The sequence below is a fragment of the Micromonospora sp. NPDC049359 genome (assembly GCF_044466585.1).
GTDB lineage: Bacteria > Actinomycetota > Actinomycetes > Mycobacteriales > Micromonosporaceae > Micromonospora.
In genome coordinates this window covers 324,622-343,433 of record NZ_JBITMW010000006.1, presented here as the reverse complement: position 1 = coordinate 343,433, position 18,812 = coordinate 324,622, and the positions used below count along the sequence as shown (strand labels likewise).

16 protein-coding genes are annotated in these 18,812 nt (G+C 71.4%); 8 read left to right on the top strand and 8 right to left on the bottom strand.

Translation table 11 applies throughout. From position 1 onward, the window contains the following. Window positions 1-120: 120 nt before the first annotated feature. The gene (locus ACIBTX_RS17015; RefSeq protein ID WP_396832697.1) at window positions 121-3,471 is read right to left on the bottom strand and encodes a S8 family peptidase; all 3,351 of its coding nucleotides are present in this window, start codon (window positions 3,469-3,471) and stop codon (window positions 121-123) included. Window positions 3,472-3,791: 320 nt separating this feature from the next. Between ACIBTX_RS17015 and ACIBTX_RS17010 the strand changes: the two genes are divergently transcribed. Then, window positions 3,792-5,675, top strand: a complete 1,884-nt coding sequence (locus ACIBTX_RS17010; protein WP_357169316.1) for a Xaa-Pro dipeptidyl-peptidase — start codon at window positions 3,792-3,794, stop codon at window positions 5,673-5,675. Between the two features lie 9 nt (window positions 5,676-5,684). On the opposite strand, the gene ACIBTX_RS17005 is transcribed toward ACIBTX_RS17010, so the two are convergent. After that, window positions 5,685-6,569, bottom strand: coding sequence for a helix-turn-helix transcriptional regulator (locus tag ACIBTX_RS17005; RefSeq protein WP_357392658.1), 885 nt, complete (start codon window positions 6,567-6,569; stop codon window positions 5,685-5,687). A gap of 188 nt (window positions 6,570-6,757) precedes the next feature. On the opposite strand from ACIBTX_RS17005, the gene ACIBTX_RS17000 reads away from it, so the two are divergent. The 3 genes from ACIBTX_RS17000 (at window position 6,758) to ACIBTX_RS16990 (ending at window position 9,379) form a co-directional block, all read left to right on the top strand. Beyond that, a complete protein-coding gene (locus tag ACIBTX_RS17000) occupies window positions 6,758-7,519 on the top strand; it encodes an SDR family oxidoreductase (protein WP_396832696.1) in 762 nt (253 codons plus the stop codon). Between the two features lie 292 nt (window positions 7,520-7,811). Continuing rightward, window positions 7,812-8,699 (top strand): DUF1996 domain-containing protein, encoded by an 888-nt coding sequence (locus ACIBTX_RS16995; protein ID WP_396832695.1) that lies wholly within the window; start codon window positions 7,812-7,814, stop codon window positions 8,697-8,699. Between the two features lie 80 nt (window positions 8,700-8,779). Beyond that, window positions 8,780-9,379 carry a DUF305 domain-containing protein gene (locus tag ACIBTX_RS16990; protein WP_357133042.1) on the top strand — a complete coding sequence of 200 codons (600 nt, stop codon included), beginning with the start codon at window positions 8,780-8,782 and terminating at the stop codon, window positions 9,377-9,379. Between the two features lie 22 nt (window positions 9,380-9,401). Here ACIBTX_RS16990 and ACIBTX_RS16985 read toward each other — a convergent pair whose 3' ends face one another. Next, window positions 9,402-10,136 (bottom strand): alpha/beta hydrolase, encoded by a 735-nt coding sequence (locus ACIBTX_RS16985; protein WP_363660704.1) that lies wholly within the window; start codon window positions 10,134-10,136, stop codon window positions 9,402-9,404. Beyond that, window positions 10,133-10,762: a TetR/AcrR family transcriptional regulator gene (locus ACIBTX_RS16980; RefSeq protein ID WP_396832694.1), complete on the bottom strand. Its 630-nt coding sequence runs from the start codon at window positions 10,760-10,762 to the stop codon at window positions 10,133-10,135. The genes ACIBTX_RS16985 and ACIBTX_RS16980 overlap by 4 nt, the downstream gene beginning before the upstream one ends. 109 nt (window positions 10,763-10,871) lie before the next feature. Here ACIBTX_RS16980 and ACIBTX_RS16975 point away from each other — a divergent pair, with 109 nt between their 5' ends. Next, entirely contained in the window at window positions 10,872-11,975 is a 1,104-nt protein-coding gene (locus ACIBTX_RS16975; protein ID WP_396832693.1) for an aldo/keto reductase, read from the top strand. Between the two features lie 61 nt (window positions 11,976-12,036). Here ACIBTX_RS16975 and ACIBTX_RS16970 read toward each other — a convergent pair whose 3' ends face one another. From ACIBTX_RS16970 to ACIBTX_RS16955, 4 genes are all read right to left on the bottom strand, one after another. Then, complete coding sequence (locus ACIBTX_RS16970; protein WP_357133036.1) at window positions 12,037-13,014, bottom strand: serine aminopeptidase domain-containing protein; 978 nt, start codon at window positions 13,012-13,014, stop codon at window positions 12,037-12,039. A 78-nt stretch (window positions 13,015-13,092) separates the two neighbouring features. After that, window positions 13,093-13,998: an acetyltransferase gene (locus ACIBTX_RS16965; RefSeq protein WP_357133034.1), complete on the bottom strand. Its 906-nt coding sequence runs from the start codon at window positions 13,996-13,998 to the stop codon at window positions 13,093-13,095. Between the two features lie 155 nt (window positions 13,999-14,153). After that, a complete protein-coding gene (locus ACIBTX_RS16960; protein ID WP_357133032.1) occupies window positions 14,154-15,353 on the bottom strand; it encodes a low temperature requirement protein A in 1,200 nt (399 codons plus the stop codon). A gap of 53 nt (window positions 15,354-15,406) precedes the next feature. Beyond that, window positions 15,407-16,315 (bottom strand): NAD(P)-dependent oxidoreductase, encoded by a 909-nt coding sequence (locus ACIBTX_RS16955; protein WP_357133030.1) that lies wholly within the window; start codon window positions 16,313-16,315, stop codon window positions 15,407-15,409. Between the two features lie 119 nt (window positions 16,316-16,434). On the opposite strand from ACIBTX_RS16955, the gene ACIBTX_RS16950 reads away from it, so the two are divergent. The 3 genes from ACIBTX_RS16950 (at window position 16,435) to ACIBTX_RS16940 (ending at window position 18,812) form a co-directional block, all read left to right on the top strand. Continuing rightward, window positions 16,435-16,845 carry a VOC family protein gene (locus ACIBTX_RS16950; protein WP_357133028.1) on the top strand — a complete coding sequence of 137 codons (411 nt, stop codon included), beginning with the start codon at window positions 16,435-16,437 and terminating at the stop codon, window positions 16,843-16,845. A 104-nt stretch (window positions 16,846-16,949) separates the two neighbouring features. Further along, window positions 16,950-17,369 carry a PPOX class F420-dependent oxidoreductase gene (locus ACIBTX_RS16945; protein ID WP_357133026.1) on the top strand — a complete coding sequence of 140 codons (420 nt, stop codon included), beginning with the start codon at window positions 16,950-16,952 and terminating at the stop codon, window positions 17,367-17,369. Between the two features lie 117 nt (window positions 17,370-17,486). Further along, complete coding sequence (locus ACIBTX_RS16940; protein WP_357133024.1) at window positions 17,487-18,812, top strand: glycoside hydrolase family 18 protein; 1,326 nt, start codon at window positions 17,487-17,489, stop codon at window positions 18,810-18,812.

Sequence of the window (18,812 nt, the reverse complement as noted above, 5' to 3'; positions counted from 1 at the left end):
CTGGCGCGGCTGGGTCATCGTCTCGCCCCGATGCCGTAGCACGCCGAGCCGGGTCATCTGCCAGACCGAGGCGAGCAGGGCGCCGGCCCGGCCGTAGCCGAGCCGACACCACGTCACCCGTCAGCCGGCGTGGTACGCCCGGATGACGGTCTGCTCGATGCCGCTACCGCCGTTGCCGGCGGCCTTCACCCGCAGCGAGACGGCCTGCCCGGAGGCGACCTTCGGCAGGTCGAACCGGTAGTTGTCACCGCTTCCGGTGACCCGGGCCGACTTCCAGGTGACGCCGTCGTCGGTCGACGTCCACACCTGCATCGACGTCACCTTCTGCGCCTTGACGCCGTACGCCTGCCAGACGGTCAGTTCCGCCGGACCGCCGACGGTGTGGTTGTCGTGGTCCATCGGCAGCGCGTAGTCGACCGCGAGCAGCGGCAACGGCACGCGGCCGGTCCCGACCGGCCCGGCGGACCGGAACGTCCAGGACGTGTTGACCCTGGTGGAGATCGGCAGGATGAGGCTGGTGTCGACGTCGAAGGTCAGCCGGTAGTCGGCCATCGACTGCGGCACCGTGAAGTCGGCGATCGGCCGGTCGCTCTGCTCGACCAGCTTGCCGTTGCGGTACAGCGACAGCGTGCGCTTCACCCCGATCGCCTCACCCTGCAGGCAGTCGGCGCGCTGGTGCTGGTCGGTCAGCGTCACCATGTCCAGGTGCAGGTTGCCCTGGGTCCGCGACGGCGGGCTGGCGCAGCTCCAGCCGTCACCGGCCGGGTCGTCGTACCAGTCGGAGTGCAGCGGCTGCCGCGCCCAGACCTTGGACTGCTGGCTGCCCGGCCGGTACTGGCGCGGCGCCTCCATGGCCCCCAGTCCGCCGTAGACACCCTGGTCGGCCCAGACGATCTCCGGTGAGAGGTACGACGTCCGGTTCGGCGGCATGACGCCCTCGAAGGTCTGGGTCACCGGCACCCCGTCGGCAGTCTCACCGAAGCGGACGAACGTGGTGTACATCTCCGGTGAGTCGGTCTGGTGGAACCGCTCGTCGATGCGGGCCAGCCGGGCCTGCTCCGCCCTGGTCACCCGGAACGACGGGTCGGCCGGCACGCCGGCGGTGTACTCGTGCACGATGTTGTAGCGGTACGGCTTCGCGGTGCCGGCCGGCGAGTCCATGTTGACGGCCGCCCAGGTGCGCCGCGATCCGATGGTGGGCTTCGGGACCGCCACGCTGCGGATCGCCGTCGCCACACCGAACCCGCTGATCTGGTGCCACCACGGCAGGCCGTTCACCGCGGTCTGGAAGGTGGTGAGGTCGGTCCGGGTGGTCTTGGTGGCCGCCCCGTCGACGGTCGCCGTGACCGGCCGGGCCTGCGCCGGGTCGAGGGTCACGCTCCGGTCGGCGCGCATGTCCAGGTCACCCGCCGCGGTGAGGGTGCTCTCCTGCACGTCGCTGTCGACGTAGTAGGCGATCGACGCGCCGAGCACCGAGTACCGTCCGGCCGGCACCCGCAGGGTGAACGTGTCCCCCGGAGTGCCACCGGCTCCGCCGTAGAACAGCAGCGGGTCGGTGAGGTTGGCGACCATGAGGTTGATCCAGGCGTCCCCGCCCTCCCGCAGGCCGGGCATCGGCTTGGTGTGGATCGTCAGGTCGTAGCTGGGCTGCTCGACGTAGAAGCTCACCGGAGTGGAGGCGACCACGTTGCGGCCGGTGCGGGCGGTGACGGTGGCCAGGTAGAGGCCCGGCCGGCTGGCCAGCGCCGCGCGGTTGATCCGCAGCGTCGCCGCCCCCGTCGCGCCCCGCTTGAGGGTCACCCGGCTCGTCGACAGCGACGCCGCACCGCGCGGCACGCTCTGGCCGTCGTGGTTGACGATCGACACGTCGAGGTCGAGGACCGTCGTGGCCGGGGCGGACCCGCCGGTCCAGCTCAGCTTCGTCTCGCTGGTCCCGGCCTGCGGGTACGCGAACGTGCCGAGGTTGATCACCGGCTGGTCGCTGGTCGGGCCGCCGAGGGCACGGGCCGCGTTGAGGCGGCCGGCTCCGATGGCGTACGGGTCGATGCCGGTCAGCGGGTCGGACGCGCCGACCAGGGCGGCCTTGATCTTCTCGCCGGTCCAGTCGGGGTGCCGCTGGGCGAGCAGCGCGGCGGCGCCGGCGACGTGCGGCGTCGCCATCGAGGTGCCGCTGAGCGACTCGTAGTACCTGTCGATCGGGTCCTGCAGGTTGGTGCCGGCGGCACGGGCCGCGACGATGTCGACGCCCGGCGCGACCAGCTCCGGCTTGGCCGCGTGGTTGTTGATCAGCGGTCCCCGGCTGGAGAAGTCGGCGAGCTTGTCGTCGCGGTCGACGGCCCCGACGGTGAGCGCGGTGGCGGCCGACCCGGGCGAGGAGATCTGCGCGCCGCTGTTGCCGGCCGCGATGACGAACAGCGTGCCGGTCTGCCGGCTCAGGGCGTCGACGGCGAGCGAGAGCGGGTCGCTGCCGTCGTCGGCCTGGCTGCCGCCGAGGCTCATGTTGATGACGTCGGCCCGGGTGGCCGCCCACTCCATGCCGAGGATGATGCCGGAGTCCTCGCCGGAGCCGTGGTCGTCGAGCACCTTGCCGATCACGAGCTGGGCGTCCGGCGCGACGCCACGACGCTGACCGTGAGAGGCCGCGCCGGTGCCGGCGATGGTCGAGGCGACGTGCGTACCGTGGCCGTTGTGGTCGACGGCGTCACCGCCCTCGGCGGTGAAGTCGGCCCGCTCGACGACCCGCCCGGCCAGGTCCGGGTGGCTGAAGTCGGCGCCGGTGTCGAGCACCGCGACCCGGGCGCCCTTGCCGGTGTAGCCGGCCTTCCAGGCGTCGGGCGCGTCGATCTGGGTCAGGTTGCGGTCCAGGCCGGCGGGCTTCGCGGCGGCGGGCAGGGCGGTGGCGCGGACCTTGCGGTCCAACCAGACCTTCTTCGCGCCGGCCAGCAGCGAGTTGGTGGCGAGCTTCGCGGTGGCCGGGCTCTTCTTGGGTACGTGGCCGGCCACGGCGCCGATGCTGGAGAGCGTCTGCACGTCGGCGAGCGCGGCCACCCGGGCGGAGGCGGTGGCGGGCTGCACGATGACCGGCAGCTGGGTGGTGCTCTCGTCGTCGTACCCGTCGGCGATCAGGGCGGTGACGTCGAACAGGTCGGGGTCGAGGACCGAGCCGATCTGGGACGCGACGCGGGCGGGGACGACGTGCAGGTGCCCGTCGGGGCCGCAGCTCTGGTCGATCACCGCGTTCTCGTCGACCGGCCGGATCGTGACCTGCGGGCAGCCCGAGCCGGTGCTGAGGACGGTCACCACGTCGCCGGTCAGCAGGGTGACGGTGTGCGTCTTGCCGTCCGGGGAGGTGCGGGGTGTGTCGGTGCCGGCGATACCACCGGGGCCGGCCGTGGCGGTGCCGCCGGGCACGGCGGTCAGCGCCGTAGCCGTCACGGCGACGGCCAGCAGCCAGCGTGTTCTCCTGAGCATGTCGCTCCTGTCTCATGTGGACAAATGGCGCCTCTTGGGCGACATTTGCAAGATCATAGGTCTGCGCGGCGGATCTTCGGGAGGTCGCGAAGACGGTTTTTTCGTCCACCGAGACAACGTTGCCTGTCATGTGTCGACGGCCCACCTGGTTCGATGTCGATTCGGTTACCGCCGCCGACCCCGATCGGGAGAACGGCCGGAGTCGGCCACCCGAAGGGATCGACGCCGACGTCCACCCGCACCTAGCATGGCGACGAATGGATCTTCGCGACTGGCCCCTGCCGAGACCCGGCAACCAGCCCGACCGAAGGGAGACGCGCGTGCGTCGACCCCGTCATCTGGCACTTCTGAGCGTCGGCGTGTCCGGCGCACTGGTCCTGAGCGCGACACCGACACCCGCAGCCGCCCGCCCCACGGCGTCCGCGCCCACCGGCATCGTCGTGGCCGACGGCATGACCCAACCGGTGTTCTCGCTCGCCGACGCCATCGAGGAGCGGGTGTACGTCCAGACCCCGGTGGACACCGACCACGACGGTCGTCCCGACCGGGTGGCGATCGACATCTCCCGGCCGCGGGAGACCGCCACCGAGGGCTTCAAGGTGCCGGTCATCTTCGAGCACAGCCCCTACCGCAAGGGCACCTGGGGCGACGTGCCGTACCCGAGCGTGCTCGTCGACGACCTGCCGCAGAACGGCCTGACCGACCGCTCCGGCCGGCGTGCGCTCGACGCCGGCACGCAGCGCGCCCAGGCCAAGGCCAACCTGCCCGGCTCGCTGGACGACTACTACGTGCCGCGCGGGTACGCGGTGGTGCTCGGCCAGAGCGTCGGCACCGGTGACTCGGACGGCTGCCCGACCAGCGGTGACCAGGCCGAGACGCTCGGCACCAAGGCCGTCATCGACTGGCTCAACGGGCGGGCCAAGGGGTACGACGCCAACGGCGCCCCGGTCACCGCCGGCTGGACCACCGGCGCGGTCGGCATGACCGGCGTCTCCTACAACGGGACGTTGCCCAACCAGGTGGCCACCACCGGGGTCAAGGGCCTGAAGACCATCGTGCCGGTCTCGGCGATCAGCAGCTGGTACGACTACTACCGGGCGAACGGTCTGGTGGTCGCGCCCGGCACGTTCCAGGGCGAGGACCTCGACATCCTGGCCCAGTACACGGCCGGGCAGGCACGCGCCGAGGGGCAGTGCGCCGACGAGCTCGCGCAGATCACCGAGGAGCAGGACCGGGTCACCGGCGACTACTCGAAGTTCTGGCGCGACCGCGACTACCTCGACGCCCGCAACGTTCAGGCCAGCGTCTTCGTCGTGCACGGCCTCAACGACTGGAACGTCAAGACCGAGCACTTCGCCGGCTGGTGGGACGAGCTGGCCAAGCGCCACGTGCCGCGCAAGATCTGGCTGCACCAGGGCGGGCACGGCGGGCCGGGCAGCAGCGCCTCGGTGACCCTGCCCAGCGGGCAGACCTGGACGTACAAGCAGACCGAGAACCGCTGGTTCGACTTCTGGCTGTGGAACGTGCGCAACGGCATCATGGACGAGCCGACGGCGGTGCTCCAGCGCGAGGACCGGGCGTACACCACGTACGCCAACTGGCCCGACCCGGCCGCACGTGAGGTCGGGCTGCGGTTCGCCGCCACCGACGCCACCGCCCCGGGCACGCTCACCACGGCCAAGCCGCCGAAGGCCCGCATCGAGCAGAGCTTCGTCGACGAGGGACGGACGATCCACCCGGACACCCTGGTCGCCGACCCGGACACGGCCAGCGCCAACCGACTCGCCTACCGCTCCCCCGCGCTCGCGCAGAGCGTGCGCATCTCCGGCCGCCCCGAGATGCGGCTGCGGATGGCGATCGACAACAAGCCGGACGCCAACCTCACCGCCTACCTGGTCGACTACGGCCCGGCCGGGTCGACCGCCACGCCCGTCGTGGTGACGCGCGGCTGGATGGACCCGCAGAACCGCGTCAGCGCCGCGCGCACCGCGCCGGTCAAGCAGGGCAAGCTGTACGACTACCGGTGGACCATGGAGCCGAAGGACTACGTCTTCCCGGCGGGCCACCGGATCGGCGTGGTCGTCTTCTCCTCCGATCAGGAGTACACGCTGTTGCCGTTGGGCGGCACCGAACTCCGGGTCGCCCCGAACGACAGCGAGCTGCGACTGCCCGTGGTGGGCGGGCGGGGCGTACTCGGTTTCTGATCGACTCCGTCAACGGGTGGGGCGGTCCGACGACGCGTCGGGCCGCCCCACCCGCGTCTGGTCGTCGGCGCTCCCGGTGTGTGCGAGTGCGGCGAGGAGCCGCAGTTTCTCGTCGCTGTCGCTGTCCTTGTCCGGGTAGTAGACGACGAGGATGACGTCCTCGATGGGGAGCTTGTCCCGGTGCAGGCGTAGGTCACCGACGACGGGGTGGTGCACCGTCGTCGTGCCTCCGTCGAGATTGCGGACGTCGTGGCGGGCCCACAGGGTGCGGAACCGCTGACTGGACAGCGCGAGTTCGCCCACCAGCTCGACGAACCGGGGGTTGTCGATGTCGTCCCCGATGGTGGTGCGGAGGGTGGCGATGAAGTTGGCGGTGGCCTTCGTCCAGTCCTGGTGGAAGGCTCGTTCCTCGGGATCGAGCAGGAGCGACCGCAACCGGTTCTCACCGGGCCGCAGGCGCGGGGAGAACGCCACGGCCATCGGGTTGGAGGCCAGCACGTCGAAGGCGCGTCCCTCGACGAACGCGGGGACCTGAAGGTGGGCAAGCAGCTCGTACACGCGCGCCGGTACCTGCTCGGACCGCTTGCGGCGCGGCGCCCGGGGGCGCGCCGCCGCGAGGTCGAGCAGGTACATCCGCTCGATGTCATCGAGCTGCAGGACGCGCGCGAGCGATTCGAGGACCTGCGGTGAGGGGTTCCTGTCCCGCCCCCGTTCCAGCCGCAGGTAGTAGTCGGGGCTGATCCCGGCGAGCAGGGCGACTTCCTCGCGGCGTAGGCCGGGCACGCGGCGCCGGCCACCGCTCGGGAGCCCTACCTGCGACGGTGAGACCAGTTCGCGGCGGGCCCGCAGGTAGCTGCCCAGCCGGTGGCCGCCGCCCGACTCCTCTTCCCTCATGGTCACCACGGTAGTGCGGCGCGGGTGCCGCAGAGGGGCCCTGGTGGGACCTGGGAAACCGGGGCCCTGCCACCCCCGCCGGGCTCGGTCAAGACTGGTGATCGCCCTGTTCGGCAAGGACAGCGAGCAGCACCGTCTGCGCCCGCGAGTTTCCACGCCGGCGCCCTCTGGATCGAAGGGAAGATCTCGTGGATCTCTCCAACCGCACAGTTCTCATGGTCGGCGGCACCTCGGGTATCGGGCGGGAGTTGGCCCGGCGGTTCGCCGCGGCGGGCAGCACCGTGGCCGTTGGCGGTCGCAACCCAGAGGCCCTCGCGGACCTCGCCACGGAAGGTTTCGGCACGTTCGGCATCGACGTCACCGACGGCGCCTCTGTCGCATCCGCCCGGGACGCCGTGCTCGCCCGCTACCCCGAGCTGGACACGGTGGTGACGATGTCGGGTGCCATGCTCCTGGAAGACCTTCGCGACCCTGCGCACTTCGCGGCGGCGCAGACGACGATCGACACCAACCTGGTCGGCACCATCCGGGTCATCGACGCCTTCACGCCGCATCTGGTCGGTCGGGGTGCGGGCACCTTCATCACCGTCACCTCCGGCATCGCCTTCCTGCCGTTCCCGCCCATGCCCAGCTACGCCGCCTCGAAGGCCGGGGTGCACGCCTACTCCGAGGCACTGCGCGCGCAACTCGACGGCACCGGTGTCGACGTCGTCGAACTCGTCCCCCCGGCCGTCGCGACAGCCGGTCAGGAGAAGGTAAACCCGCGCGCGCTGCCGCTCGACGACTTCGCCACCAAGGTCATGCAGCTGCTCTCGGCGAATCCCACCCCGAGCGAAATCCTCGTCAAGGGCGTACACATGCACCGTTGGGCCGAGCGCGACGGCACCTACGCCGACCTCGTCGCGCAGCGCTCGAAGGCCCTGGCGATGCTTCCCGGTCGCGAACGCTGACACCGTCCGGGGCGGCGGGCACACCCGCTAGGGCATCCTAGGAAGATAGTTCACCGCGCGGCAGCCGGCCGGGCCCTCACCACCGGCCCGGCCGGTGTGCTGTCGTCGTCATTTTTCCAGCAACTGCGGGACGTATTGACAACTTTCGACATCAGGGTGAGGCTTGGACTGCTGAGAGCGCTCTCTCGCACCGGCCCACCGGGCCACCACCAGTCTGGCCAGGGCACACTCCGCTGTCTTCGGCGGCGGCATCGGAGTTGCCCCTGACCCGTCCCCCGACAGGAGTTACCAGATGGACAGGGCCGCACCCCACGTCCCCCGCCGGCTACGCCTCACCGTGGCGATCGGCGCCCTGCTGACCCTCCTCGGCACGTACCTGGTCTCGACCACCGACCGGGCCGACGCCGCCCCGGTCGCCAACGTCATCCGGGTCGCCGAGTTCCCCGCCGACTGCACGTACAGTCACCGGCTGCCGGACGACCCGATCGTCTTCCCCGGACTGCCAGGGGCCTCGCACATGCACAGCTTCTTCGGCAGCACGGCGACGAACGCCACCACCACCCTGCCCGACCTGGTGAAGTCCACCACCACCTGCGACCCGGCGGTGGACGTCTCGTCGTACTGGGTGCCGACCCTCTACCGCGACAACGTCGCGGTGGAACCGGCCATCGCCACGTTCTACTACCTCGGTGAGGGGGTGCGCTCCGACGTCGTCGCCAACACCCAACCGATCCCGCAGGGCTTGCGGCTCGTCGCCGGCAACGCGAAGGCCACCGGCACGAACGACAGCGTCGCCCGCTGGTCCTGCCTGCACGCCGGTCAGGTGCCACCGTCCAAGGACTTCGTCAACTGCCCGGCCGGCACGATGCTGGAGTCGTACCTGGACTTCCCGCAGTGCTGGAACGGCCGCGACCTGGACTCCGCGGACCACAAGAGCCACCTGGCGTACCCGGTGAACCAGGCCTGCCCGAGCACCCACCCCGTGCACGTGCCGAAGCTGCGGCAGGTGCTGCGGTACCCGGTCAACGGCGACCCGTCGCACTTCCGGCTCGCCTCCGGGCCGGGCTACACGATGCACGGCGACTTCTTCAACGCCTGGCCGACCGCGGAAATGGCTCGCCGGGTCCAGGACTGCATCCGTCCGGTCATCAAGTGTGGACACGACGGCCGACCGATCTGAATCGTCGTACCCGACGGGGACGGCCCGGTCCTGCCGGGTCGTCCCCCGCTCCTCGGGAGGCCGCGCCGGAAGGAGGAGGCATGCGCGTGCAGGTCGCGTTGCTCATGACAGCGGTACTCGCCGCCGGCTGCGCCGGTGGACCGTCGAGCAGCACGGACGAGGCGGCACCACCGCTCTCCACGCCGGCCGTCGCCGCCCCGTCGACCGGCGCGTTCAGCCCCACCGACATCGCCTGGCTGCAACTCACGGCGGCGATGACGCAACGGTTGCTCCCGGTGCTGGACCTGGTGCCCACCCACACCACCGACCCGACCTGGCGCGGGCTGGCCGCGCGGGTCCAGGCGGGCAACCGGGCCGACCTGGCCCGCTCCCGTGACCTGCTCGGCGAGGCCGGAGCGCCGACGACCAACCCGCACGAGGGTCACGACATGCCCGGCATGATCACCGCCGACGAGCTGGCCGCGCTCCGGTCGGCCACCGGGAAGGCCTTCCAGCGGCTGCTCGCCACGCATCTGCGGGCGCACCTCGCGCAGACGGTCAAGATCGCCGCTGCCGAGCAGCGGGCCGGCGTCCACCCGGACACCACGGCGCTGGCCGCGGCCGTGATCCGAGCCGGTGACGGCGATCTCGCCCGTCTCGACCAGCTCGACCGACCACCGGGAACGCCCCGGCCGACCTGACGGTTCGGGCCCGCCGCCGCGTTCAGCTCACCAGCAGCCGGGCGATCGTCGCCGGTTCCGCCAGGTGCGGGAAGTGGCTGCCGGGCAGCACGGTGACCTCGACCTCCGGCAGGACTCCCGTCAGCCAAGCGAGGTAACGAGCCGGCGGCTCGGACGAGGTCACCCAGCGGTAGGGAACTCCCCGCTCCGCGATCGACCGCAGGTCACCGGAGCGCGCGGCGGCGATGTCCTCGTCGGAGGAGTGCAGGATCTCGCCCCAGTACCCCAGCAGCAGATCCGGCCGGGGGTCGGTCGCGGTGGTGACGATCGCCCGCGCCTCGGCCGGCAACGACTCGATGCCCATACCGGCCAGCATGCGATCCCACACCTGCCGCCACTGCGGGCCGCGCAGCGTCGGCTCGGCCTCGCGTACGGCGGCGCCGAACGGGCCGGGCAGCAGGATCTGGTCCAGGTTGACCACGCCCCGCACCGGATAGTGCGCCGCGTAGGTCGTGGCGACGACCGCGCCCACCGAGTGCCCCACCACGATCGGCGTGCCGAGACCCGCCTCGGTCACCCGGGCGTGCACGACCTCGGCGACCTCGGACATCCGGTAGGAGTCCCGCCGGGGCGCGTCGCCGTGACCGGGCAGGTCGAGGGCGAGGATCCGCCGGTCCGGGTCGATCGCCGCCAGCTCGCGCCGCACCGGGTCCCACTGCCTCTTGTCGTAGGTCAGGCCGTGGATCAGGACCAATGGCGGTCGGTTGTCGTCGGTCACTGCGGTGCCTCTTCCCGGTTCGGGTTGCCGCTGCGGCCGGCCCGCAGCGAGTCGAGCGTGAGGTCCAGGGCGGCCTCCAGGTGGTCGACCTCTCCGGTGTTGATCAGCAGCAGGACGCCGCCCTGGATGCCGGCCAGCAGCGCCGCCGCCGTTCGGTGGGCGTCCACCTCGGCAGCGATGTCTCCGGTCGACTGCATGTGCCGGATGCCCTCGGTGATCTTGTCCTGCCAGCGCCACATGAGCCCGGTCACGATCGCCTGCGCGCCCGGCGCGCGCCGACCCGTCTGGCCGAGCAGCCCGTTGAGCGGGCACTTCACGCCCTGCGCGAGGTAGCGCTCGACGAGCCGGTCCCGCCACGCCTGCCACGCCGGCCAGGAGGTCAGATTGCTGAGCATCGGCTCCTGGTCGGTGAGCACCTGGTCGGCCTCGTGCTGGGCCACCGCGAGCAGCAACTCCTCCTTGCCGTCCGGAAAGTAGTGGAAGAGCTGACCCTTGCTGCTGCCGGTGTGGGCCATCACATCTTCCAGGCGTACCTCGTCGACGCCGCGCTCACGGATCTCGGCGGCGGCGCCGGCGACGATCCGCGCCCGGGTCGCCTCGCCCTTGCGGGTCAACGCGCGAGTCATGGCCTCACCCTAGCTCGGGTTTTGGACTTGCAGGTCCATTTCTGGCGAGCCAAGGTCGTGAACGCGCGGCCCGCTCCGAGGACCGCACAGCGACCGGGAGGACGCGACGATGAACCAGTACTACCTGCTCGGACGGTCCGGCCTGCGGGTGAGCCGACTCGCGCTGGGCACGATGAACTTCGGTGTCGACGGCTTCCACGCCGCGTACGGCAAGACCGAGGAGGAGTCCGAGCCGATCTTCCGCCAGTATCTCGAATCGGGCGGCAATTTCGTCGACACGGCGGACTTCTACACCGCCGGGGAGAGCGAGAAGATCCTCGGCCGCCTGATCGACCGGGCCGGTGTCCGCGATCGACTCGTACTCACCAGCAAGTTCACCAACACCATCGACCCGGGCGACCCGAACGCGAGCGGCAACGGCCGCAAGCACATCATCCGGGCCGTCGAGGCGTCACTGGGCCGACTCGCCACCGACTACATCGACCTGTACCTGCTGCACACCTGGGACCGGATCACCCCGGTCGAGGAGGTCGTGCACACCCTCGACGACCTGGTGCGCTCCGGCAAGATCCGGTACGCCGGCCTCTCCGACGTACCGGCCTGGTACGCGGCCCGCGCGCAGAGCTACGCCGAGGCGCACGGCCTGGCCCCGCTGATCAATCTGCAACTGCCGTACTCCCTGGTCAACCGCGGCGTCGAGGCGGAGTTCGTGTCGATGGCGCAGACCGTGGGCATGGGGCTGACCGCGTGGAGCCCGATCGCCGCCGGCCTGCTCACCGGCAAGTACCGGCGCAGCGGCGAGGGCCTGAGCGGGTCTGGTCGGTTGACCACTCCCAACGCCGGGGGTCGGGAGATCAGCCCCGGCGACTGGCAGGTCATCGACGCGCTGGAGAGCGTGTCCGCCGATCTGGGCCGCAGCATGGCACAGGTCGCGATCAACTGGGTCGCCACCCAGCCCGCCGTCGCCTCGGTGATCATCGGCGCGAGCAGCGCCGCGCAGGTCGCCAGCAACTTCGAGGCGCTCGACTTCGAGATCCCGGCCGACGCCCGTCGCCGGCTCGACGAGGCCAGCGCCCCGGACCTCGGGCTGCCGTACGGCATGTTCACCCCGCAGTACCAGTCCTGGGTGGTGAGTCCGGGTCTCTCCATCGGCGACAAGCCGGCCGGCTACGCCCCGCAGGTCGTCAACGCCGCTGCCGACACCGCGCGGTAGCCACGCGTCGAGGCGGTGTGCCGCTGCTTGCGCGCGGCGCACCGCCGCACCCCAGCGTGGGTCACAACCCTTGGCCGCCCACGGCGGCTGAGGTCGTCGACGCCGAAGAGCCCTCGTAGAGGTCGACGTAGCGCCGCAACACGTCGGCGGCCCGGTCGTCGAGCGCGGTCAGGTCGAGGGTGTTGTGGCGAACCCCCAGCGACTCGGGCAGGGCGTACACCCGCAGGTCGATGCCGTTCGCCCGGGCGATCCGGCGGGGCACCCGCACTGCCGCGGCGGGATCCACCACCGTGTCGAGCGGGCTGATCGCCACGGCCGCGCTCACGAGGCCGGTCCGTCGCGCCGTACGCGGCAGGGACCGCACGATCGTCAGGTACCGTGTGACCGCCGCCAGCGAGTAGCCGCGCGCGGTGACCCGGTCGCGCAGAACGCGCCGCCCGTACAGCGTGATGAGGGGCCGGACCGCGAACGCCGGGGCCTGCCGGGGGCCGAAGAACGGCGACAGCACCAACAGCCGCCGTACGACGTCTCCCCGGGTCTGGGCCAGCCAGGTGGCCAGCACCGCGCCACCGGAGATGCCGACCACGCCCACCTCGTCCCCCAGGCCCGCCGCGACCGTCACGGCCTGCTGGGCGTACGCCGTCAGCTCGCCGGCCCCGACCCGGTGGTGGGCCCGCCGGTCGACGGTGCCGTGGTGCGGGGCGCGCGGTATCCACACGTTGTAGCCCCGGGCGAAGAACACCTCGGCCAGGGCGTCGTACTGCTCCGGCGCCATGGTGTAGCCGTGCAGCAGCAGGACGGCCCGCGCGGTACGCGAGCCGTGGCTCAGCAGACGGCTGCGCGACTCCGGCCGTACCTGCGGATCCGTGGCCTCTGCCGCCGTGGTGCTCTGCGCGGCAGCGGTGGCGGCATCGAAGTCGAGCGGTGACGCCGGTGCGAGCCGCAGCTTCCGGTGCCCCAGCGGCCAGAGGTACAGCCCGGCGACCGCCGCCGCGACCAGCGCCGTCGCGCCGACGACGAGGGTGAGGAACTCCGGCATGGGCAGATCCTGACAGGAGGTGACGTCGGCACGGCCGCGGGGGCGCGCCCCGGTGACCCGGGGCGCACCCTGCAGGGACTACGCCGTCCCGCCTGGCGAGGCAGGCGGTTCGAACAGCACCCGGGCGCGGAGCTGCCGGAATCCGGTGCGTTCCAGCTCCGCGAGCACCGCGACGCGGTGGGCGTCCACGTCGGCGATCACCTCCCGCGCGCCACCGGCGGCGAGCACCCGGACCGCCTCGGTCAGCAGCTCACCGCGCGCCGCGTCGTCGAACAGGCCGAGGTACGCCAGGAGTGGATAGCAGGCGTCGCCGGCCGTGCCGACCAGCCCCACCGGCCGCCCGTCCGCCACGCCGACCCGCCAGTCGTCGGGCGACTCCCCCAGCCAGGCCACCGGATCGGTGGCCAGGTCAACTCCGGCGACGGCACTCGCGATCTCCCTGCCGGTCAGGACGTCGGGCTCGGCGATCCGGGCGACCAGGGCGTTGATCTCCGCCACGTCGACGGGTGGCCGGAAGGTGTAGCGGCCGGAGGTCGCCGGCAGCGGCGTGCCCGTCCACGAGCAGCGCAGCCGCTCACCCACCTCGACCAGGCCGGCGAGCCGGGCCGCCTCCATCGGCGCGCTGACCACGGCCAGCACCTCGGGTCGACGCCGCCAGTGCGCCGGCAGCGCCGCGTAGTAGCTACCGGGACCTCCCAGCGCCTCGTGGGCGGCGCGCAGCAGCGCGGCCCCCACCTCCGGCTCGGCGGCCAGGTCGAACCGCTCCAGCCAGGGGGCGCCGACGGCCCCGGGCGGGAGGAGCCAGGCGGCCCGGCCGACGACCCGGCCGTCGCGCAGGGCGATCCAGGTGGTCTCGGGTCGGTAGCCGCCGCCGGCGATGCCGTCGGCGTACGGGATCTGCCGCAGTTGGGGCAGCGGATCGGTCATGGAGTCGAACAGATTTTCCTCGCCCGCGACGAGCGGGCGGATGAGCAGACTGGTCATGGCGGACCTCCGGAAAGCGAACGCCCCGGGTCAGATCCGCGCGGACGCCGGTGCGCGGAGGGGGCGCAGAACATCGGACATTGTTCTGACCTCCTCTCGGCTCGACGGCGTGCCGCCACCATACGGGAGGCGCCGTCGGCGTTCAACACCCCGGCTCACAGCGTCGGATTGGTCTGCGCGCCGCGTCGGTGGGCGTGCCCGTCGGCGACGGCGATCCCGGCCAGGATCAGCGCCGCCAGGCCGGTCACGGCGACCGGCGGGAGCAGGACGCTGGGCAGGGCCGCCACCGCCAGCACCGCAGCGCCGACAAACAACATCTGGCAGCGCGGCGCGGACTGGTACCGGCGCTCCAGGAAGCTGCGGCCGATCAGGAACAGCACCGGACCACCGAAGATGATGGCCACCAGCGCCCAGTCGATGGGCGGATGCGGATCCTCGATGACCTGCCCGAAACCGACGGCGGTGCAGATGATGCCACCGACGATGAACAGCAGGCTGTAGCTCGCCAGTCGCGACAGTTGGAGTCCTTCCCCGCCGGCGCTGCCGCTGGCCTGCTGGCCCGGCCCCACGTGGTAGAAGTAGATCCGCCAGAACGAGACCGTGGCGACGAACGCGGACACCAGGACGATGGTCCGCTCGGTCGAGAAGCCCGGGAAGCTGACGGCGGCGCCGGCTTCGAGCACCACCTCGGCCAGCGCGATCATGAAGAACTGGTTGTACCGCTCCGCGAGGTGCACCTCGGACACCGAGACCAGGCTGGCGATCGGCGCGCGGCCGATGCGCGGCACGGGCCAGTTGAAGGCCGCACCGACCAGTTCGATGCCGAGCGCGAGCGTCCAGAAGACACCGCGACCGAGGCCGCCGTCGAGGCCGCCACCGATCCAGAGCGCGCCGGAGACCGCGTGCCAGGTCAGCACCCGGTACGAGAACATCTGCGCCGGATGACCCCGGAGGGCAAACACCAGGTAGAGCGGCCTGCCGAGCTGGATGACGACGTACGTGCAGGCGAAGATCATGCCTCGCTGACCGAACGCCTGCGGCAGCGAGACCGCCAGCACCAGCGTGCCGAACATGGTGGCGAGCAGGAGGACCTGCAGGTCCACCCGGCGCGGGTCGTAGGTGCTGGCCACCAGCGCGTTCAGCGACCAGATCATCCACATGGCCGTGAAGAACAGCAGCGTCTGCCCCGCCTCGGACAGCAGGGTGTGCCGGACGATGGTCAGGTCGTCCGCGACCCGCCCGGCGAGGCGGGCGAGCGCGAAGACGTAGACGATGTCGAACAACAGCTCCAGGACGGTCGCCGAACGCGGGCTCGTGCTGTCGGCCAGCCCGCGCATCCAGGTGCGCGTCAGCATGGCCGCACCCCCTCGTACCGGTTTAGGGAACTTTATCCCGGTACGCCCGCTCGTCAGGCCGGATCGCCGGCAGCGGGCTCGACGTGGTCGCGCCACGAGTGCCGGGGCTCGTAGCCCAGGACCCGCCGCGCCTTGTCGATGCTGAGCAGGGTCTCGTGCTCGCCCAGCTCCTTACGGATCTCGACGCCCGGGTAGACCTCGGCCAGCAGGCTGGCGCTGGAGCGGGTCATGACGGTGTCGGCGTTGGCGATGATGAAGACGTCCGCGCCCGGCCGGTCGTACGCGAGGGCCCGTTCCACCGCCTGGGCGCCGTCACGGGAGTCGATGTAGCCCCACAGGTTCCACCGCCGCGCCCGCGGGTCGGCGTCGAACGACGGGAACGGCGCGTAGTCCTCGACGTCCATCACGTTGGAGAAGCGCAGACCCACCATGACCAGCTCCGGGTCCCACCGGCAGAAGTGCCGCGCCATCTCCTCCTCAAGGGCCTTGTTCAGCGAGTACGTCGACTCCGGCCGGGGCGCGTACTCCTCGTCGACCGGCGCGTACGGCGGTGGGGTGTCGAACGGCAGGCCGAGCACCGTCTCGCTCGACGCCCACACCACCCGCCTGATGCCGGCCGCCCGGGCGGCGGCGAAGACGTTGTACGTCGCGGCCGAGTTGTTCGCGAACGTGACCGCGTTCGACATCAGCCCGGGCGCCGGAACGGCGGCCAGGTGCACGACCGCCTCGATGCCACCGGCGTGCTCGTCCGCGCCCCCGGTGAACGCCTCGACGACCTGCCCGTAGTCGGTCAGGTCGACGAGGAGGAACTCGCCGTCGACGTCGCGGGGGTCGCGCCCGCCCGCACGGTCCACCGCGAGCACGTCGACGCCGACGCCGCGCAGGTGGGCGACCACGGCGCGGCCGAGCTTGCCGGTGGCGCCGGTGACGACGACACGTGCGGGGAGTACGGGATCGCTCATGGAGCCATCCTTACCGGCCCGTTCCGGTGGCCCGCACGCGGGTGCGTACCGGCGGCCACCCGCCGCACCGATCAGGAATCGAGAAGTCACCGCTGGCGGCCCTCCCTAGCATGACCAGCATGGACATCACCATTCACACGACCGTTCTCCCGCACGTCGACCCGGACGCCTCGGTGGCCTTCTACCGCGACGCCCTCGGCTTCGAGATCCGCAACGACGTCGGAACGGGCACGATGCGGTGGATCACCGTCGGCCCCGTCGGGCAGCCCGGCACGTCCATCCTGTTGGCGCCCCCGGCCGCCGATCCGGGGATCACCGAGGACGAGCGGCGCACCATCGCGGAGATGATGGCCAAGGGCACCTACGGGTGGATCCTGCTGGCGACCCGGGACCTGGACGGCACCTTCGAGAAGGTGCAGTCCGGTGACGTGGAGGTCGTCCAGGAGCCGACGGAACAGCCGTACGGCGTGCGGGACTGCGCCTTCCGGGACCCCGCCGGGAACATGGTCCGCATCCAGGAACTGCGCTGAGCCCTCGGATCCCCCGCCGCGCCGAACCAGCCGGCATGTCGCCCGACCACCGGCCGTCGGTGCGTACGGTGCAGGGGTAGCTGTTCCACGCGAGGAGGAGACCCATGTCCAAGCCACCGCTTCCCGAGGCCGCGGTCGAGATGCTCAAGAAGCCGAACCCGGCTGTCATGACCACGCTTCGCAATGGTGGTCAGCCGGTGTCCGCCGCGACCTGGTACCTGTGGGAGGACGGCCGGATCCTGGTGAACATGGACGAGAGCCGCCGCCGCCTGGAGCACGTCCGCAACGATCCCCGGGTCTCGCTCACCGTGCTGGACGAGGCTGGCTGGTACACCCACGTGAGCATCGTCGGGCACGTCGCCGAGCTGCGCGTGGACGAGGACTTCACGGACATTGACCGGTTGGCCCGGCACTACATGGGCAATCCCTATCCCCGGCGTGATCGGGGCCGGGTCAGCGCCCTCATCGAGATCGACCGGTGGCACGGCTGGGGGTCGATGAAGGACAACAGCCAGGTCGGTTGACCGACCGGGGCGGCGGTGGCGGACGGACTGCTCTTGACCGCAGAGCGTGATCGGCTTAACTTCATCAATCAGATAAGTGTCTTTACTAATTCTGTTTGATAAGTCGTGGGAGTGCCGATGCGTCCATTGCGCCACCGCCGCCTCACCGCCGTCGTCGCCCTGGCGACCCTGCTGATCACCGCCGCCCCGCCCGCCGCCGCGAGCGCCACCGCCAAGCCCGACCGCCAGCCCGGCTACCACCGCGTCGGCTACTTCACCCAGTGGGGCATCTACGGCCGGGCCTTCCCGGTCAAGAAGCTCGACACGTCCGGGGCGGCGAGCCGCCTCACCCACGTCAACTACGCCTTCGGCAACATCAGCGAGGACGGCCGCTGCTATCTGGACGGCGGGCCGGGCGAGGGCGACGCCTGGGCCGACTACCAGCGGCCGGTGCCCGCCGAGGAGAGTGTCGACGGCGTCGCCGACGCCCCCGGCCAGGCGCTCAACGGCAACTTCCACCAGCTCGCCAAACTGAAGGCCAAGCACCCCCAGCTCAAGGTGCTGATCTCGCTGGGCGGGTGGAGCTGGTCGACGTACTTCTCCAACGCCGCCCGCACGGACGCCTCCCGCAAGGCGTTCGTCGCCTCCTGCATCGACCTGTACCTCAAGGGCAACCTCCCGGGCGCGCCGGGCGCCGGGGCGGGCGTCTTCGACGGCGTCGACCTCGACTGGGAGTGGCCCAACTGGGACGGTGAGCCCGGCAACGTCATCCGCCCCGAGGACCGGGAGAACTTCACCAAGCTGCTCGCCGAGTTCCGCCGGCAGCTCGACGCGTACGGTCGCACCACCCGCTCGCACCACCCGCTGACGGCCTTCCTGCCGGCCAACCCGGCCACGATGGACGCCGGCTACGAGGGCCGCAAGATCTTCACGTACCTGGACTTCGCCACCGTGCAGGGGTACGACTTCCACGGCGGCTGGGAGGCCCGCACCAACCAGCAGTCGGCGCTGCGCGTGCCCGCGGGCTCGCCCGACAACCCGGACTTCTCCGTCGAGGTGGCCGTCGACGGGTGGATCGCCCGGGGCGCGCCACGGCACAAGCTGGTCCTCGGCATCCCCTACTACGGTCGCGGCTGGACCGGCGTCACCGGCGGCGGCAACGGCCTGTTCCAGCCGGCCGCCGGGCCCGCGCCGGCCGCCTTCGAGGCCGGCTACGAGGACTACAAGAACCTCAAGAACCTGGCCGGAAACGGCTACACCGTGCACCGCGACCTGCGCGCCGGGCACGCCTGGCTGTTCGACGGTACGACCCTCTGGACGTACGACGACCCGGCCGTCGTGTTGCAGAAGACGCTCTACATCCGACGGGCCGGCCTGGGCGGGGCGATGGTCTGGTCGCTCGACGGCGACGACGACAACGCCACCCTCACCAAAACGATCGGCCTCGGCCTAACCACCCGGTAA

Bases quoted from the DNA above. Each gene is read 5' to 3' on its own strand.
- ACIBTX_RS17015 (WP_396832697.1), bottom strand. From the start codon at position 3,471: ATGCTCAGGAGAACACGCTGGCTGCTGGCCGTCGCCGTGACGGCTACG.
- ACIBTX_RS17005 (WP_357392658.1), bottom strand. From the start codon at position 6,569: ATGAGGGAAGAGGAGTCGGGCGGCGGCCACCGGCTGGGCAGCTACCTG.
- ACIBTX_RS16995 (WP_396832695.1), top strand. From the start codon at position 7,812: ATGGACAGGGCCGCACCCCACGTCCCCCGCCGGCTACGCCTCACCGTG.
- ACIBTX_RS16990 (WP_357133042.1), top strand. From the start codon at position 8,780: ATGCGCGTGCAGGTCGCGTTGCTCATGACAGCGGTACTCGCCGCCGGC.
- ACIBTX_RS16980 (WP_396832694.1), bottom strand. From the start codon at position 10,762: ATGACTCGCGCGTTGACCCGCAAGGGCGAGGCGACCCGGGCGCGGATC.
- ACIBTX_RS16975 (WP_396832693.1), top strand. From the start codon at position 10,872: ATGAACCAGTACTACCTGCTCGGACGGTCCGGCCTGCGGGTGAGCCGA.
- ACIBTX_RS16970 (WP_357133036.1), bottom strand. From the start codon at position 13,014: ATGCCGGAGTTCCTCACCCTCGTCGTCGGCGCGACGGCGCTGGTCGCG.
- ACIBTX_RS16965 (WP_357133034.1), bottom strand. From the start codon at position 13,998: ATGACCAGTCTGCTCATCCGCCCGCTCGTCGCGGGCGAGGAAAATCTG.
- ACIBTX_RS16960 (WP_357133032.1), bottom strand. From the start codon at position 15,353: ATGCTGACGCGCACCTGGATGCGCGGGCTGGCCGACAGCACGAGCCCG.
- ACIBTX_RS16955 (WP_357133030.1), bottom strand. From the start codon at position 16,315: ATGAGCGATCCCGTACTCCCCGCACGTGTCGTCGTCACCGGCGCCACC.
- ACIBTX_RS16950 (WP_357133028.1), top strand. From the start codon at position 16,435: ATGGACATCACCATTCACACGACCGTTCTCCCGCACGTCGACCCGGAC.
- ACIBTX_RS16945 (WP_357133026.1), top strand. From the start codon at position 16,950: ATGTCCAAGCCACCGCTTCCCGAGGCCGCGGTCGAGATGCTCAAGAAG.
- ACIBTX_RS16940 (WP_357133024.1), top strand. From the start codon at position 17,487: ATGCGTCCATTGCGCCACCGCCGCCTCACCGCCGTCGTCGCCCTGGCG.